Source organism: uncultured Lacinutrix sp. (genome assembly GCF_947500325.1).
Lineage (GTDB): Bacteria > Bacteroidota > Bacteroidia > Flavobacteriales > Flavobacteriaceae > Lacinutrix.
On the sequence record NZ_CANMRQ010000005.1, the window covers coordinates 212,839 to 231,259 of the forward strand.

Annotated in this window: 13 protein-coding genes; 10 read left to right on the plus strand and 3 right to left on the minus strand. The window is 31.2% G+C overall.

Features of this window, described 5'->3' with window-relative positions:
* Position 1: 1 nt before the first annotated feature.
* The 10 genes from Q0997_RS08990 (at position 2) to Q0997_RS09035 (ending at position 14,188) form a co-directional block, all read left to right on the plus strand.
* Positions 2–2,410: a 3-hydroxyacyl-CoA dehydrogenase/enoyl-CoA hydratase family protein gene (locus Q0997_RS08990; protein WP_299887633.1), complete on the plus strand. Its 2,409-nt coding sequence runs from the start codon at positions 2–4 to the stop codon at positions 2,408–2,410.
* A 4-nt stretch (positions 2,411–2,414) separates the two neighbouring features.
* Positions 2,415–3,608, plus strand: coding sequence for an acetyl-CoA C-acyltransferase (locus Q0997_RS08995; RefSeq protein ID WP_299887636.1), 1,194 nt, complete (start codon positions 2,415–2,417; stop codon positions 3,606–3,608).
* Between the two features lie 24 nt (positions 3,609–3,632).
* Entirely contained in the window at positions 3,633–5,435 is a 1,803-nt protein-coding gene (locus Q0997_RS09000) for an acyl-CoA dehydrogenase family protein (RefSeq protein WP_299887737.1), read from the plus strand.
* A 95-nt stretch (positions 5,436–5,530) separates the two neighbouring features.
* Entirely contained in the window at positions 5,531–6,397 is an 867-nt protein-coding gene (locus Q0997_RS09005) for a hypothetical protein (RefSeq protein WP_299887639.1), read from the plus strand.
* 113 nt (positions 6,398–6,510) lie between these two features.
* Entirely contained in the window at positions 6,511–7,839 is a 1,329-nt protein-coding gene (locus Q0997_RS09010) for a M28 family peptidase (protein ID WP_299887642.1), read from the plus strand.
* Positions 7,840–8,646, plus strand: a complete 807-nt coding sequence (locus Q0997_RS09015; protein WP_299887645.1) for a M23 family metallopeptidase — start codon at positions 7,840–7,842, stop codon at positions 8,644–8,646. It begins immediately after the preceding gene.
* On the plus strand, positions 8,639–10,291 hold the full coding sequence (locus tag Q0997_RS09020) for a M1 family metallopeptidase (protein ID WP_299887647.1): 1,653 nt from the start codon (positions 8,639–8,641) through the stop codon (positions 10,289–10,291). The genes Q0997_RS09015 and Q0997_RS09020 overlap by 8 nt, the downstream gene beginning before the upstream one ends.
* Before the next feature lies 1 nt (position 10,292).
* A complete protein-coding gene (locus tag Q0997_RS09025; protein ID WP_299887649.1) occupies positions 10,293–10,865 on the plus strand; it encodes a YdeI family protein in 573 nt (190 codons plus the stop codon).
* Between the two features lie 50 nt (positions 10,866–10,915).
* Positions 10,916–12,970, plus strand: coding sequence for a transporter substrate-binding domain-containing protein (locus Q0997_RS09030; RefSeq protein WP_299887652.1), 2,055 nt, complete (start codon positions 10,916–10,918; stop codon positions 12,968–12,970).
* A gap of 6 nt (positions 12,971–12,976) precedes the next feature.
* Positions 12,977–14,188, plus strand: coding sequence for a bifunctional alpha/beta hydrolase/OsmC family protein (locus Q0997_RS09035; RefSeq protein WP_299887655.1), 1,212 nt, complete (start codon positions 12,977–12,979; stop codon positions 14,186–14,188).
* Between the two features lie 3 nt (positions 14,189–14,191).
* On the opposite strand, the gene Q0997_RS09040 is transcribed toward Q0997_RS09035, so the two are convergent.
* The 3 genes from Q0997_RS09040 to Q0997_RS09050 form a co-directional block, all read right to left on the minus strand.
* Positions 14,192–15,586, minus strand: a complete 1,395-nt coding sequence (locus Q0997_RS09040) for a glycosyl hydrolase family 8 (RefSeq protein WP_299887658.1) — start codon at positions 15,584–15,586, stop codon at positions 14,192–14,194.
* A 62-nt stretch (positions 15,587–15,648) separates the two neighbouring features.
* A complete protein-coding gene (locus Q0997_RS09045; protein WP_299887661.1) occupies positions 15,649–17,115 on the minus strand; it encodes a magnesium chelatase in 1,467 nt (488 codons plus the stop codon).
* Between the two features lie 76 nt (positions 17,116–17,191).
* Positions 17,192–18,319 carry a VWA domain-containing protein gene (locus tag Q0997_RS09050; RefSeq protein WP_299887664.1) on the minus strand — a complete coding sequence of 376 codons (1,128 nt, stop codon included), beginning with the start codon at positions 18,317–18,319 and terminating at the stop codon, positions 17,192–17,194.
* Positions 18,320–18,421 lie beyond the last annotated feature (102 nt).

Below are 18,421 nucleotides of genomic sequence, written 5' to 3' on the forward strand. Positions count from 1 at the left end.
TATGAGCACACGTAGAATTAAAAAAGTAGCGATTATTGGTTCCGGAATTATGGGAAGCGGTATTGCTTGTCATTTTGCAAATATTGGTGTCGATGTCTTATTATTAGATATTGTACCAAGAGAACTTAATGCTAAAGAACAGGCTAAAGGATTATCTCTAGAAGATAAAGTGGTTAGAAATCGCTTAGTAAATGATGCTTTAACAGCTTCATTAAAATCTAAGCCTTCTCCAATTTATCATTCATCTTTTGCAAAAAGAATTACAACTGGAAATCTTGAAGACGATATAGCTAAAGTAAAAGATGTCGACTGGATTATGGAAGTTGTGGTTGAAAGATTAGACATTAAACAACAAGTTTTTGAAAAACTAGAAAAATATAGAACTCCTGGTACATTAATTACTTCGAATACTTCAGGTATTCCTATTAAATTTATGAGTGAAGACCGTTCAGATGATTTTCAAAAACATTTCTGTGGCACACACTTTTTCAATCCTGCTCGTTATCTAAAATTATTCGAAATCATTCCTGGGCCTAAAACTGATGCTTCTGTTTTAGAATTCTTAAATGGTTACGGTGAAAAGTTCTTAGGAAAAACTTCGGTAATTGCTAAAGATACACCAGCATTTATAGGAAATCGTATTGGTATTTTCTCTATCATGAGCTTATTCCATGCTGTAAAAGACATGGATTTAACTATTGAAGAAGTAGATAAATTATCTGGTCCAGTTATTGGTCGCCCTAAATCGGCAACTTTTAGAACTGTTGATGTTGTAGGTTTAGACACTTTAGTACATGTAGCTAATGGTATTGGAGACAACTGCAAAGACGATGAGCGTTTAGAACTTTTTAAATTACCTGATTTCATCAATACCATGATGGAAAATAAATGGTTAGGTAGTAAAACTAAACAAGGTTTTTATAAGAAAACTGTTTCTGCTGAAGGCAAAAAAGAAATTTTAAGCTTAGACTTAAACACATTAGAATATCGTGCAGCTAAAAAAGCAAAATTTGCCACTTTAGAATTAACAAAAACTATTGATAAAGTAGCAGATCGTTTTAAAGTATTAGTAAAAGGAAAAGATAAAGCAGGTGAATTTTATAGAAAAAGTTTTTCAGCATTATTCGCCTATTTATCTAATCGTATTCCTGAAATCACAGATGAGCTATATAAGATTGACGACGCAATGAAAGCTGGATTTGGATGGGAACATGGGCCATTCCAAATTTGGGACGCTATTGGTGTTGAAAAGGGTATTGAAATGATGCAAGCTGAAGGCTTAAAACCTGCAGACTGGGTTGTAGACATGATAGAATCTGGTAGCGATAGCTTCTACTCTATTAAAGATGGTGCTACTTATAGCTATGATATACCTAAGAAATTACAAGAAAAAATTCCTGGACAAGATGCATTTATCATTTTAGATAATATTAGAAAAACTACAGAAGTTTTCAAAAACTCTGGAGTATCTGTCCAAGATTTGGGAGATGGTATATTAAATGTAGAATTCCAATCTAAAATGAATACCATTGGTGGAGATGTTTTAGCAGGAATTAATAAAGCTATTGATATGGCAGAAAAAGATTTCCAAGGTTTAGTAGTTGGAAATCAAGGAGCAAATTTTTCAGTAGGAGCAAATATAGGCATGATCTTTATGATGGCTGCCGAACAAGAATATGATGAGCTTAATATGGCTATCAAATACTTCCAAGATACAATGATGCGTATGCGTTATTCATCAATTCCAACTATTGCAGCTCCTCACGGAATGTCTTTAGGTGGTGGTTGTGAATTGTCAATGCACGCAGATAAAGTTGTTGCAGCAGCAGAGACTTATATTGGCTTAGTAGAATTTGGCGTTGGTGTTATTCCTGGAGGCGGAGGTTCTAAAGAAATGGCTTTAAGAGCTTCAGATACGTTTAGAAAAGGTGATGTAGAATTAAATACATTACAAGAATATTTCTTAACTATAGGTATGGCTAAAGTAGCTACTTCTGCATACGAAGCTTATGATTTTGGAATCCTACAAAAAGGAAAAGATATAGTGGTGGTTAACAAAGACCGTCAAATAGCAGTTGCAAAACAACATGCTAAACTTATGGCAGAAACTGGTTACACACAACCGGTTAAACGTAATGATGTAAAAGTATTAGGAAAACAAGCTTTAAGTATGTTCTTAGTAGGAACAGATGCTATGGAAGCCTCTAATTACATTAGTGCTCATGACCATAAAATTGCTAATAAACTAGCTTATGTTATGGCTGGTGGTGATTTATCCGAGCCCACTTTAGTTAGCGAACAGTACCTATTAGATTTAGAAAGAGAGGCTTTCTTAAGTTTATGTACAGAACGCAAAACTTTAGAACGTATTCAACATATGTTAACAAAAGGAAAACCTTTAAGAAACTAAGACAATGAAACAAGCATATATAGTAAAAGCATATAGAACAGCAGTTGGAAAAGCTCCAAAAGGCGTGTTCCGTTTTAAAAGAACAGATGAATTAGCGGCAGAAACCATCAAACATATGATGACAGAGTTGCCAACTTTAGATCCAAAACGTATTGATGATGTTATTGTAGGTAATGCAATGCCAGAAGGTTCTCAAGGATTAAACATGGCACGTTTAATCTCATTAATGGGATTAGATATTGTTGATGTTCCTGGAGTAACTGTAAACCGTTTTTGTTCTTCTGGAATAGAAACTATTGGTATGGCTACAGCAAAAATTCAAGCAGGAATGGCAGATTGTATTATTGCTGGTGGAGCAGAAAGTATGAGCTCTGTACCAATGACAGGTTTTAAACCAGAATTAAACTACGATGCTATCGTTAAAGCTGGTCACGAAGATTATTACTGGGGCATGGGAAATACTGCAGAAGCAGTAGCAAACCAATTTAATATATCTCGTGAAGACCAAGATGAGTTTGCTTATAATTCACATATGAAAGCATTAAAAGCGCAAGCAGAAAATCGTTTTCAAGATCAAATTGTACCAATAGAAGTTGAACAAACTTATATTGATGCTAATGGAAAAAAAGCAACAAAATCATATACAGTAACAAAAGACGAAGGTCCTCGTAAAGGAACCAACAAAGCAGCTTTAGCAAAGTTAAGAGCAGTTTTTGCTCAAGGCGGTAGTGTTACAGCTGGTAACTCATCACAAATGAGTGATGGTGCAGCTTTTGTAATGGTTATGAGTGAAGATATGGTTAAAGAGTTAAACCTTGAACCTATAGCTCGATTAGTAAATTATGCAGCAGCTGGAGTTGAACCTAGAATTATGGGTATTGGGCCAGTAAAAGCAATACCAAAAGCATTAAAACAAGCAGGTTTAAAGCAAGATGATTTATCATTAATAGAATTAAATGAAGCCTTTGCCTCACAGTCATTAGCTGTTATTCGTGAATTAAACCTAAATCCAGACATTATTAATGTAAATGGAGGAGCTATTGCTTTAGGTCATCCTTTAGGTTGTACAGGCGCAAAACTATCGGTACAATTATTTGACGAAATGCGTAAACAAAATATGACAGGTAAATATGGAGCAGTTACCATGTGTGTTGGAACAGGTCAAGGCGCATGTGGAATATTTGAATTTTTAAACTAAAAAAAAGAACATAAGTTATATAATATAGAGATGGAAGAAAAAGAGTTATTAAGAGGTGGACAATTCCTAGTTAAGGAAACAAAATGTGAAGATGTTTTTACTCCTGAAGATTTTTCAGAAGAACAAAATATGATGAAAGATGCGGTTATGGAGTTTAATGATCGTGAGATTATACCTAACAAACCTCGTTTTGAAGCAAAAGATTATGCTTTAACAGAAGAATGTATGCGTAAAGCTGGAGATTTAGGTTTCTTAGGTGTAGCAGTTCCTGAAGCTTATGGTGGATTAGGAATGGGCTTTGTTTCTACAGTATTAACTTGTGATTATATTTCTAGTGGTACTGGTTCTTTTAGTACTGCATTTGGTGCACATACTGGTATTGGTACTATGCCAATTACTTTATATGGAACAGAAGCTCAAAAACAAAAATACGTTCCTAAACTAGCTTCTGGTGAGTGGTTTGGTGCTTATTGTTTAACTGAGCCTGGTGCTGGATCTGATGCTAATTCTGGTAAAACTACTGCCGAGTTAACCGAAGATGGAAAATCTTACAAAATTAACGGACAAAAAATGTGGATCTCTAATGCAGGTTTCTGTAGTGTATTCATTGTTTTTGCTCGTCTTGAAGATGATAAAAATATTACTGGTTTTATTATAGAGAATGACCCTTCAAACGGTATTACTCTAGGTGAAGAAGAACACAAATTAGGTATTCGTGCAAGTTCTACTCGTCAAGTATTCTTTAATGATACAATTGTACCTATCGAGAATATGTTAGCTGGACGTGGAGAAGGTTTTAAAATTGCTATGAATGCACTTAATGTTGGTCGTATTAAATTAGCTGCAGCATGTTTAGATTCACAAAGACGTATTACTACATTAGGAGTGCAATATGCAAATGAACGTAAGCAATTTAAAACTCCTATTTCTAATTTTGGAGCAATTAAAGTAAAAATAGCTGAAATGGCTACTAATACATATGCTGGTGAATCTGCAACCTATAGAGCTTCAAAAAATATTGAAGATCGTATTGCTTTAAGAGAAGCAGCTGGAAATACTCACCAAGAAGCAGAACTTAAAGGTGTAGAAGAGTATGCTATTGAGTGTTCTATCTTAAAAGTAGCGGTATCTGAAGATGTACAAAACTGTGCAGATGAAGGTATACAAATCTTTGGTGGTATGGGATTCTCTGAAGAGACACCAATGGAAGCGGCCTGGAGAGATGCTCGTATTGCTCGTATTTATGAAGGTACTAATGAAATTAACAGAATGTTATCTGTTGGTATGTTAGTAAAAAAAGCAATGAAAGGTCATGTTGATTTATTAACACCTGCAACTGCAGTTCAAAATGAATTAATGGGGATTCCTTCTTTTGAAACCCCAGATTATTCTGAGTTATTTTCTGAAGAGAAAGCCATGATAGGAAGACTTAAAAAAGTATTCTTAATGGTTGCTGGCGCAGCGGTTCAAAAATTTGGACCAGATTTAGAAGAACACCAACAATTATTAATTGCAGCAGCAGATATCTTAATTGAAATCTATATGGCTGAATCAACAATTTTAAGGACTGAGAAAAATGCAAAACGTACTAGTGAAAAAGAACAAGCTGTACAAATTGCTATGTCTAAATTATATTTATACAATGCTGTAAGTATTGTTGAAGGTAAAGGAAAAGAAAGTATTATTTCTTTTGCTGAAGGAGATGAACAACGTATGATGCTTATGGGGCTTAAGCGTTTTACTAAATATACAAATTACCCGGATATCGTTGATTTAAGAAACGAGATTGCAGAAAAGGTTAAAGCAGAAAATCAATATTGCTTTTAATTTAGTTTTAATTATCAAGTAGTTAAAAAACCGTTCCTCCCAAAGGAACGGTTTTTTTATTTATGTATCTTTAGTACTTAAAATCATTCAAAAAAATGAAATCATTACTCTTAATTTTATGTTTTTCTTTAGGCTGTTATGCACAAACAAATACAGAAGTATATCTTTTTAATCTAACGACTAAAAATGGTAGCTATCAATTGTCCAAAGGAGAAAATATTTCTAAGAATGAAGGTTATGATAATCAACCAAGTTTTTATAATGATAACATTTTACTCTTTGCATCAACTAGAAATAACCAAACAGATATTGCAAAATATAATATTAGAGATAAAAAAATCGACTATATAAGTAATACGCTTAATGGAAGTGAATATTCTCCTCAAAAAATATATGGGCAAAAAAAAGTATCATCTATTCGTTTAGATAAAGATGGTAAGCAATTGCTATATAGTTATGATTTTAAAACGGGTGCAAATAATGTATTAATAGAAGATTTAGTTATTGGCTATCATACATGGCTCGCTAAAGATCATTTAGCTTCATTTGTTATTAGAGGAGATTCTTCATATTTAGTGAGCTCAAACCTAAACAATAAAACGAATAAAATATTAGATAAAAATATAGGTAGATCATTACATAGAATTCCTAACTCTCAATTATTTAGTTATATAAGTAAAGTAGGTGATTCTTGGGCAGTTAATTCTATGAATCCAGAAACTGGAGAATCTAAAAAAATAATAAATACAATTTCTAAAAGCGAAGACATGTGTTGGCTTATTAATGGTACTATATTAATGCCAAAAGGAAATACTATTTATAAATTCAATCCTAAAACAGATCAAGACTGGAGTACTTTTAAAATTTTCGAAAACCCAGACTTACAAAATATTACAAGAATAGCAACAAATGAAATAGGTACTCTACTTTCATTAGTATCAGAAGTGTCTTCTGGTAATTAATTTAAAATTGTTTTGTCTAGTAATTCTTAATTAACATATCTAAGACTTGTTAAAAAGTACTTCTACCTCTAAGCCACTTTTATTTTTTAGTATTTTAGATGAAAATTCATTCTATGAAATATTTTATCATCCCTTTTTTATTTTTTTCAGTTGTGATATCTGCACAAACTAATCAAAAAATTTACGACATTATAGATAATGTTTCGGCAGAACGCATAAAAAAAGACATTGAAACTTTAGCTAATTTTGGTACTAGAAACACCTTTAGCGATACTATATCTAACACAAGAGGTATTGGTGCAGCTAGACGTTGGATTAAAAATGAATTTGATGCAATTTCTAAAGACTGCAAAAACTGCTTAAATGTATTTTATCAAAAAGATTTTGTTACAAAAGAAGGAAATCAGCGTGTTCCCCATGATGCATGGATAGTTAATGTTATTGCCGTTCAAAAGGGAACAAAATATCCAAATCGTTATATAATTATGAGCGGCGATATTGATTCTCGCGCTAGTGATACCATGGATTTTACCACAGATGCACCTGGCGCCAATGATAATGCTTCTGGAATGGCAGGTACAATTGAAGCTGCTCGTGTGCTTTCTAAATATAATTTTGAAAGCAGTATTATATATGTTGGTTTATCTGGTGAAGAACAAGGTTTGTTTGGTGGCGCTGGATTAGCAAAATATGCAAAAGATAAAGGTTGGGATATTATTGGTATTCTTAACAATGATATGATTGGAAATATTGAAGGTGTAGATGGTGTAATAGACAATAGAACCTTTAGAATTTTTTCTGAACCTGTACCTCCAACTGAAACCGAGAGACAACGTAGATTACGTCGTTTTTATGGTGGAGAAGTTGATGGTATTTCTAGGCAATTGGCTCGTTATGTTCATAAAAATGTAAAAACATACATGCCAGAAATGAATCCAATGATGGTATATCGATTAGATCGTTTTGGTCGTGGTGGACACCATAGACCATTTAATGATTTAGGATTTGCAGGCATTCGTATCATGGAAGCACATGAAAATTACACACAACAACATCAAGATATTCGTGAAGAAAATGGTATAAAATACGGTGATGTTGTAGAGCACGTAAATTTTGATTATGCAAAAAAATTAACTGCTGTAAATGCTATAAATATGGCTAGCCTAGCTTCTGCTCCTCCAGCTCCAAAAAATGTTGCAATTGGTGGTATTGTAGAACCTGCCGCAAAGTTTAAATGGGAAAAAGTAAATGGAGCCATTGGGTATAAAATTTACTGGCGAGACACTACTTCTCCAACATGGGACAATAGTAAATATGTTGGAGATGTTTCAGAATACATATTAAATGGCATTGTTATTGACAATTTCTTCTTTGGAATAGCTTCTGTAGGTAAAGATGGTTTTGAAAGCCCAGTAGTATTTCCAAATAAAATTTTTAGATAAATGAAATTATTTTTTTTACTACTAAGTTTATTCATTTTACTTTCTAGTTGCGCAAAAAAAATCATTAAACCTAGTTATATAAGTTTTGAATTAAGTAATGATTCAATTTATATAAAATCAATAAACAATTACAATTGTCCAGTATTTAATACTATTAAAAACTTGGAGACTGGAAAAAAAAACTATATTCAATTTAAAGCTCTTGAAACAAAAAACATTTTAAGTTTTCATATAAATGAAGAGGATTCTATATCTATTTTAGAAAAAATAAAATTCAGTAGACATTATGGATATTTTGATAAAAACAAACAATCGCACGACAGTCTTTTTAATTATGAACTACCATATTTAAAGGGGAAAACATATAAAATAATTCAAGGTTACAATGGAAACTTTACTCATAACAATAATGTATCAAGATATACACTAGACTTTAACACAAAAAAAGGAGATACTATTACAGCGTCAAGAGGTGGTATTGTTATTAAATCAATTATGAATAATGATAAACAAGGTACAACTTCTAAGTTTAGACCTTATGCAAATTATATTATTATATACCACAAAGACAATACTTTTGCGCAATACGTTCATCTAAAAAAAGAATCTAGCTTTATTAAAGTTGGAGATTCAGTAAGAATAAATCAGCCAATAGCTTTATCTGGATTTACTGGTTGGACAACAGTACCTCATTTACATTTCGGAGTCTTTAAATCTAGCAAAAAAGGAATATATTCTATTCCAATAATTTTAGATTCAATAGCTGGTAAAAATTACAAAAAAAACAAAACATATTTAAATGATTAATTTTAGACAAATTATATTTTATTCAATATTATTAGTATCCTTTTTAGGTTATCCTCAAGGTTTACTAGAAGACAAAAATAATTTCACTAGACAAGACACATTGCGAGGAAGTATCACTCCTGAACGAGAATGGTGGAACCTTACTTATTACCATTTAGATATTAAAGTTGAACCAGAAACAAAAACCATATCAGGAAAAAACACAATTCAATATAAGGTATTGAAACCTCATCAGGTTATGCAGATTGATCTTCAACCTCCATTACAACTTACAAAAGTAACGCAGAACGGAAAAGAATTAGAGATAAAACATGACGGGAATGCTCATTTTATTTCTCTTAAACAACAACAAAATATTAATGAAATAAATAGTGTTATTGCTTATTATGAAGGCAAACCTAGAGAAGCTGTTAATGCGCCTTGGGATGGTGGTATTTCATGGAAAAAAGATAACAACGGTAACCATTTTGTAGCATCATCTTGTCAAGGTTTAGGAGCTAGTGTTTGGTGGCCAAATAAAGATCATATGTACGATGAAGTAGATAGTATGGATATTAGTGTAAATGTCCCTAAAAAGTTAATGAATATTTCTAATGGCAGGTTAAAAAAGGTTGAACAAAAAACCAATAACACAACAACATATCACTGGACAGTTAAAAACCCAATAAATAATTATGGTATAAATATTAATATTGGAGATTATGCAAATTTTTCTGAAGTATATAAAGGAGAAAAAGGTAATTTAGATTTAAACTACTATGTTCTAAGAGATAACATAGATAAAGCAAAAGAACATTTTAAAGATACCCCAAAAATGATGAAGGCTTTCGAGCATTGGTTTGGACCTTATCCTTTTTATGAAGATAGCTTTAAACTTGTTGAAGTACCATATTTAGGTATGGAACATCAAAGCTCAGTAACTTATGGTAATCAATATAAAAAAGGTTATCTAGGTAGAGATTTATCTGGTACTGGTTGGGGACTAAAATTCGATTTTATAATTATTCATGAAGCAGGACACGAATGGTTTGCTAATAACATTACAAATAAAGACATTGCAGACATGTGGATTCATGAAAGCTTTACTGCTTATTCTGAAAATTTATTCTTGGATTATTATTATGGAGAAAAAGCATCTGCAGATTACGTGATTGGCACACGTAGAAATATTCAAAATGACAAACCACTAATAGGCAAATATGATGTAAACCATAGTGGTTCTAGTGACATGTACTATAAAGGAGCTAATATGTTACATACTCTACGTCAATTAATCGACGATGATAAAAAGTGGCAAAACATACTAAGAAATCTTAATTCTACATTTTACCACCAAACTGTAACAACAAAAGATATTGAAAACTACTTAGCTCAAGAATCTGGTTTAAAATTAGACGCATTTTTCAATCAATACCTTAGAGATACTAGAATTCCTACTATAGAAATCAAAACAGACAAGGACAGTATTAAATATAGATACACAAATATAGTAGATGGTTTTAATATGCCATTAATTCTCAATATTGGTGATAAAGAACATTGGGTTACACCTAATGAAAAATGGCAAACCAAAACGATACAATCACATAAACGTCCTATAACTGTAAAACGTGACTTTTTTGTAGTTTTAAAAGAAATGAAATAAAATGAACCGTCAAGAACTTTATTTTAAAACCGATATAGAGTGGCGAAACTGGTTATCAAAAAACTATGATAGTGATGAAGGTGTTTACCTCATTTTCTATAAAGTAGAAAACCCAGAGCCTTCTATGCGTTGGGAAGAAGCTGTAAAAGTAGCTTTATGTTATGGTTGGATTGATTCTACTGTAAAAAGTTTAGGTAACGGAAAACGTAGACAATACTTTTGTAAACGTAACTCTAAAAGTGTTTGGAGTGCTTTAAATAAAAAATATATAAAAGAACTTACAACAGAGAATTTAATGCATAAAAGCGGGCTATCTATTATTGCTACTGGCAAAAAAAATGGTTCATGGACAGCACTAGATACTGTTGAGAAAGGAATAATTCCTGAAGATCTCAAACTTCAATTTGACAAAAACCCTAAAGCGTTTGAAAATTATAATAATTTTGCACCGTCTTACAGAAAAAGCTATCTATACTGGTTAAATCAAGCAAAACGAGAAATTACTAGGCAAAAAAGAATTGTTGAAATAATAAAATTTTGCAATGCAAATATAAAATCAAGAGGTAATTGGTAATCCTATTCTGATAAAAAATTAGTAAATTTAAGTCTAATACCGACTTAATAATGAAAAGTAAATCTCTCCCGTGCTTATCATATTTGTTCTTTTTTTTCTTGTTTTTATTATACAATTGTGATTTCAAATCTCATCTATCAGAAAAAGAAAAACTTTATTTATCTAACAATCCAGATATAATTGTTGGTATTTACATATACTATCCACCTTTTGAATTTATAAATGAAAATGGACAAGTAAATGGGATTCTAATAGAGTACTTTAATAAGTTAGAATCTAATATAGATCACACATTTAAAAAAAGATATTATAATGATTGGCAACAATTAGTAAAAGATGCAAAAGCAAATAAAATAGACGTTATTCTTGAAATTCAAAATACAGAAGAAAGACGTAAATATTTAGATTTTACTGAACCTGTTTTTGTTGGTAGACATATTATATTAACAGAAAAAAATAGTACAAGTACAAAAATTTCAGATTTATATAATAAAAAAATATGCGTTTGTGAAGATTACTCTATAGAAGAATACTTAAGAAAGAAATACCCAAATATTACTCGTGTATTAAAACCAAATGAAAAAGCTTGTATAGATGCGCTTTTAAATAATGAAGTTGATGCTTTTATTGGGTTAGAAAGTGCTATAAACTATTTTATTACAAAAGATGGTATATCAAATTTAATAATACAAGGTTCAATAGGTTATGACAATGAATTAAGCTTTGCCATTAATAAAGAAGAACCCATACTTTCTGAAATAATAAAAAAAGGAAATAATTCTATATCATTAGAAGAAAAAAATGAAATTCTTAATAAATGGCTTCTAGATATAGCTAAACCTTTTCATAAAAAAGCTAGTTTCTGGAAAACACTATTATTAATATTAGGATCTGTTTTACTCCTTTCATTTATATTTAGTTTTTACTTAAAGCAGATAGTAAAAAAAAGAACAGAAGAACTTATAAAAGCGAAGAAAAAAGCAGAAAAAAACAATGAATTAAAAACGTTATTTCTTCAAAATATCTCTCATGAAGTAAGAACACCATTAAACAGTATTATTGGCTTTGCAAGTTTTTTAAAAGAAAATAGCATAGAAGAAGCAGATAAAACTGGCTTTGTAGATACTATACTTCAACAAAGTTCTAATCTAACGAATATTCTAAATAATATTATTGAAATTTCAGAATTAACTACAACAAAATCAAAACCTAAAAATCAAGCTTTATGTTTAGAAAAAGAGCTTAATATTATTGCAGAAATATATAAAATTAAAGCAGAAAATAAAGGTTTAAGTTTTAAATTCAACAACCAAGTTAATAGACCAGAAAGCATTATTTTATCTGATAAATCAAGGTTAACTAAAACCATTAGTAACCTGCTTGACAATGCTATAAAATTTACAAATAATGGCTCCATTATATTGTCTTCTAAAATTGAAAATAGCAATATAATAATACAAATAACAGACACTGGTATTGGAATACAATCTGAAAAATCTAAAGCAATTTTTGATGAATTTTATCAAATAGAACAGGAACTATCTAAAAAATATGATGGTTTAGGTATTGGTTTAACTATAGCTAAAGAAAATATAAAGTCTTTAAAAGGCTCAATTACTTTAGACACTAATCTAAAAGGCGGCACATCTTTTACAATTACGTTACCATATAATCCTGCCCCAAATGATTTAGAGACTAAAGCTCCTAAACTAATTAGCTCAACATTAAAAATTTTAATAGCTGAAGATATGAAGTTAAATTATTTAGTCTTACAAAAAATGTTAGATAAAATAATTTTAGACGACAAAACAATCATCTGGGCAAAAAATGGTCAAGAAGCAATAGATTATATTAATGAATCCAACTTTGACATTATTTTTATGGATATTAAAATGCCTGTATTGGATGGTTATGAAGCAACAAAACAAATTAAAGCTATTAGCCCAGATATTTATATAGTTGCGCAAACCGCTTATGCAGATGAAGAAGATTATAATAAAGCAATAGCTTCTGGTTTTGATGGCTATTTAACAAAGCCCATAAACTCTAATGCTTTAAAGATTACATTACAAGATTTATTTGCTATAAAAACGACTTCAGATTAATTAAATATGAATATTAAAAAAGTAAGTTTTACTAATCCTGAAGGCCAATTATTAGTTGGCCGTATAGAACTCCCTATAAACCAACATCCACATAACTTTGCGATTTTTGCGCATTGTTTTACATGTAACAAAAACCTGTCTGCAGTAAAAAATATAAGTCGGGCATTAACACAAAATGGCTTTGGTGTATTACGTTTTGACTTTACAGGTTTAGGAGAAAGTGATGGTGATTTTGAAAACACCAATTTTTCTGGAAACGTAGAAGATTTAATAAGCGCTGCAAATTTCTTAGAAAAAGAGTATGCTTCCCCAACGCTTTTAATAGGGCATTCATTAGGTGGAGCAGCATCTATTTTTGCTGCTGCAAAAATAGCATCTGTAAAGGCTGTGGCCACAATTGGAGCACCATCAAACCCTAAACATGTACAACATTTATTACATAGTAGTATAGACGAAATTAAGGCTAATGGGAAAGCTAAAGTAAATTTAGGAGGCAGAGAGTTTACAATAAAAAAGCAATTTCTAGATGATATTGAAAGTAAATCATTACCCGAAGTAGCACAAAATTTACGTAAAGCAATACTTGTAATTCATTCTCCTCAAGATACTACTGTTAGTATTAAAAATGCCGAAGACATATATGTAGCTGCACGTCACCCAAAAAGTTTTGTTTCTATTGATGGAGCCGACCATTTATTAATGAGAAAAGAAGATTCTAGATATGTTGGAAATATAATCTCAAATTGGTCTAAACGTTATGTTACAATACCAGAGAGCGAAAAACTATCTACAAAACATCAAGTTATAGCAAGTTTAGATACTGCTGATGGATTCTCAACTCAAATGAAAGTAGGCAATCATTATATGATGGCAGATGAACCTTTAAGTTTTGGAGGTAATGATTTTGGTCCTTCTCCATACGAACTTGTTTCTGCTGGATTATCTGCTTGTACAGCAATGACTGTGCAAATGTATACCAAGAGAAAAGAATGGGATTTACAAAATATAGAAGTACATACAAGTTATACTAAAACTCACGCAAAAGATTGTGAGGATTGTGAAGACAACACTGCAAAAATCGATACGTTTTACCGTGAAATAAAATTAGTCGGTAATTTAGATGACAAACAAAAAGCCAGAATATTACAAATAGCAGATAAATGTCCTGTTCATAAAACATTACATAACGAAACACAGGTTATTACAGAATTAGTTTAGTATTTAAGACTTTATAATTTTAAAGTTTTCTTCATTAATTTTTAAAAAATAAATACCAGCATTAAGTTGGGTTAAATCCAATTGGGTTAACATACTATTCTCTTTCTTTAGAATTAATTGCTTTCCATTGATTGAATGCAAACTAATCGTTTTGGGTTTTGATGATTTAAAAGAAATATTTAAATAATCTAGAACGGGATTAGGATATATTTTAAATGATTCCTGATTAACTTCAGATATACTTAATACATTTTCGGTTAATGCATTGTACATATTCCCAGATAAGGCAAACATATATAAAGCTCTTAAAGTAGCTCCAAAATATGCAGTAGTTACTTGATTTTTTAATTCAGTATAACCATTATTAACAAAGTTCTGATTGGTTGAAGACATTGCAGCAGAAGCATATGCTCCCGTGAATGTTGGATCTTTGTAAGACGTATTAATAGCGATACCAGCTTGAGAATACCCTGGATAAATTTGATTGAATCCACCTTGGGCATTTACAAAATCGTTACATAAACCAGAATAACTTAATGCTTGCGAATCTCCAGACCAAACATAATCTATAACCATTCTCCATGGTGTTCTTGCTGCATCATAATAATAAGATTTCCCTTCGTTATAAGCCCAAGAGACTTCATTTGAATAGGTTCCATCTGCTTTACACCAATCTGAAACCAAGTTATAAACAGCATTGTTTTGAGATAAGTTATCATTTAAAATAGCGTAACTCTTATTTGCTACTGCATTCCAAAATGTTATGTCATTAGAATATATTCCAAAAACTCTAAAATAACCTGGAGATAAATATGACGGATTTGTATTATTACTGCCACCCCAAGCATCACCTGGCTTTAAAACATTAGTACCATTTTCAATTTCGTATGTTTTTATAGCTGCAATTAATGTTAAAGCATCATTTTGGTAGTTAATTACTCCTGCATTACCCCAACGTTTATCTGCTACAATTAATGCATAAGCAGCATCTAACTCTGCATCAGTAGCTCCATTTTGTCCAATTACAGAAGTACAGCCATTAATCTTCCAATTCATAACGCCGTTAGCATTAGAAAAATCTTGATAGTACAACCACAATCCATCAAATAATTCTTTATCATTAGCATAAACAGATAGTAACATGCCATAAGCTATACCTTCAGAAACGGTTTCTGATGACGTATCGAATTTTATACGGTATCTTCCATTTGCGCATGGATCTGCAAAGGTATTACGCCACGAGACATACACATCATATATATCATTAGACTGAATATTTGTTGGTTGCGTTCCATAGCTATAATTAGCATTTACAAAACTAACTGCTGAAATTTGTGCATAAGCTGTAAATGATATTATAAGTGTGAAACAAAAAATAAAGGTGTAATGCTTTTTCATATTTGGGTTTGGTATATTGATTTATTAATATACGTCCCAAATCTATTAATGGATTTTAAAAATTAAATACCACTTATAAAACTACCATACGGATCTTTAAATTGAAGTCCTTCTGTAAAACGGTATTTACTCAATTGTTTATACTCTACCAATGCCCATAGTACAAATTCTTTTACAAAATAACTCTCTTGCTTAGATAGTTTAGACTGGTATTCTCCAAGCAAATCGTCTAATGGAGATACAGCATCTAATAACGTTTTATATTCTTTATCTCTTAAATCATCTAGTAATTCAAAACCCTCAGAATGATTAAAAAACCAAGATACTATATCATCGTATGGACTTTCATCATCTTGTTTTTGTAGTTTTTCAATTTTTGGAAAAAACTCAGGAAATAAACTTTTTACTGCTTCCCCAATTAAATTATAAGCAACTTGTGCTGCACCTTCTTGTTCTCCTTCATACACTAACTCTACTTTTCCTGTAATAGCAGGAATAATTCCTAAAAAATCTGATAGTCTTACTGTTGTATTTTCATCTCCTGCTTTTAATGCTCGTAATTCTGCTGTACTTAATAAGTTTTCATAGGCAGTAATGCTTAATCGCGCACTTACGCCACTTTTTTCGTCTATAAAATCGCTTTCTCGAGCTTCAAAGACAATTTGTTCTAATAAGTCTTTTGCTAATTCTGGAACATGAATAGCATTTTCCTGACGACTGTCTAGTTTAGCCTCTTGCTCGGTAATAGTTTTAGCAGTTTCTATATCTGCTGGATAATGCGTTAAAATTTGAGAACCTATACGATCTTTTAAAGGTGTAACAATACTTCCTCTATTGGTATAATCTTCAGGGTTTGCAGTAAAAATAAATTGCATATCTAAAGGCAACCGCAGCTTAAAACCTCTTATTTGAATATCACCTTCTTGCAAAATATTAAATAACGCAACTTGAATTCTGGCTTGTAAATCTGGTAATTCATTAATTACAAAAATGCAACGATTTGCTCTTGGAATCATGCCATAATGTATCACACGATCATCTGCATAACTTAATTTCAAATTCGCAGCTTTTATAGGATCTACATCACCAATTATATCTGCTACAGTAACATCTGGTGTTGCTAATTTCTCAGCAAAACGCTCACTTCTATGTAACCATGTAATTGGTGTGTTATCTCCTTTTTCTTTTATTAATTCTATTGCATAACGCGATATTGGCTGTAAAGGATCATCATTAATTTCGCTACCAGCTATAACAGGTATATATTCATCTAAGAGATTCAACATTAAACGCGCTAAACGCGTTTTTGCTTGACCGCGAAGGCCTAATAAATTAATATTATGTCTCGATAAAATAGCACGTTCTAACTCAGGAATTACTGTATTTTCATAACCGTGAACACCTGCAAATGTGGTTTCCTTATTTTTTATTTTTTCAATTAAATTATCTCTTAATTCATCTTTAATAGATTTGCTTTTATATCCCGATTTTTTTAAAGCCTCTAAAGTTTTAATTGTTTCTATTTTCATATTTATTTTTAGCTTTTTTGCTATTGGCTTTCAGCCTTTAATTCTTAGTCTTATGTTTTATAACAGCTAGTCGCTATTAACCTTTAATTCTTTTTTTTCTATTGGTTTCGTAATCTTCAAAAATCATCTCTCCCAAACCTTTTAAACCTGTATAAAAAGCTTTCCCTTGATTAGCATAAGTAAATTCTTGAACAAATTGCATTAAATATCGATCTTGAGCGATCATAAATGTTGTAATAGGAATATGTAATTTTCTAGCTTGCTGCGCCATAGCATAGCATTTATTAGTAATATGCGGATTTAAACCATTACTATCCTTATAATAAGTTCCATCTGGTAGTCTCAAACAACTTGGTTTACCATCGGTAATCATAAAAATTTGTTTGTTAGTATTACGTTTCCTCCTTAATAAATCCATTGCTAATTGTAATCCTGCAACTGTATTGGTATGATATGGGCCAACATTTAAATATGGTAGGTCCTTAATTTTAATTGGCCAAGCATCATTACCAAAAACCAAAATATCTAATGTATCTTTTGGATAGCGCGTAGTAATCAATTCGGCCAGAGCCATAGCTACTTTCTTTGCTGGTGTAATACGGTCTTCGCCATATAGAATCATACTATGACTAATATCAATCATTAAAACTGTACTCATTTGTGATTTATGAATAGTTTCTTCTACAACGAGATCATCTTCTGTTAAACGAAAATCACCAATACCATTATTAATTTGTGCATTTCTTAGGCTCTCTGTCATGCTTACTTTTTCTAAATTATCACCAAATTGATAATTTCTAAAATCACCTGTATGCTCATCTCCTATTCCTAAACCTTTACTTTTATGATTTCCAGAGCCGCTTTTTTTTATTTTTCCGAATATTTGATCTAAAGCAGATTGCCTAATAGCACGTTCTGTTTTTGCAGTAATGGCATTCCCTTTTTTTCCATCTGGTTTTATTTCTTCTCGTATATACCCTTTAGCTTTAAGATCTTCTATAAAATCATCAATGGTATACTCTGGGGTTGTTAGCTCATATTCTTTATCTAGCTCTTTTAACCAATCTATAGCTTCATCAAAATCACCAGAGGTATGTGTAATTAATTCTTTAAAGATATCGAAAAGCTTCTCGAAAGGAGATTGAGAAGGAGATTCATATTGCTTAAATACAAATCCTTTTCTATTAAGTTTATCGTTTTTCATTGTTGTATAAAAATACGGCTTTTTTAAAACAAAAGATTAAGACATTAACAGCTATTTAAGATTTAGTTACTTAACTTTATTCCGACTTTAATAAACCATTAT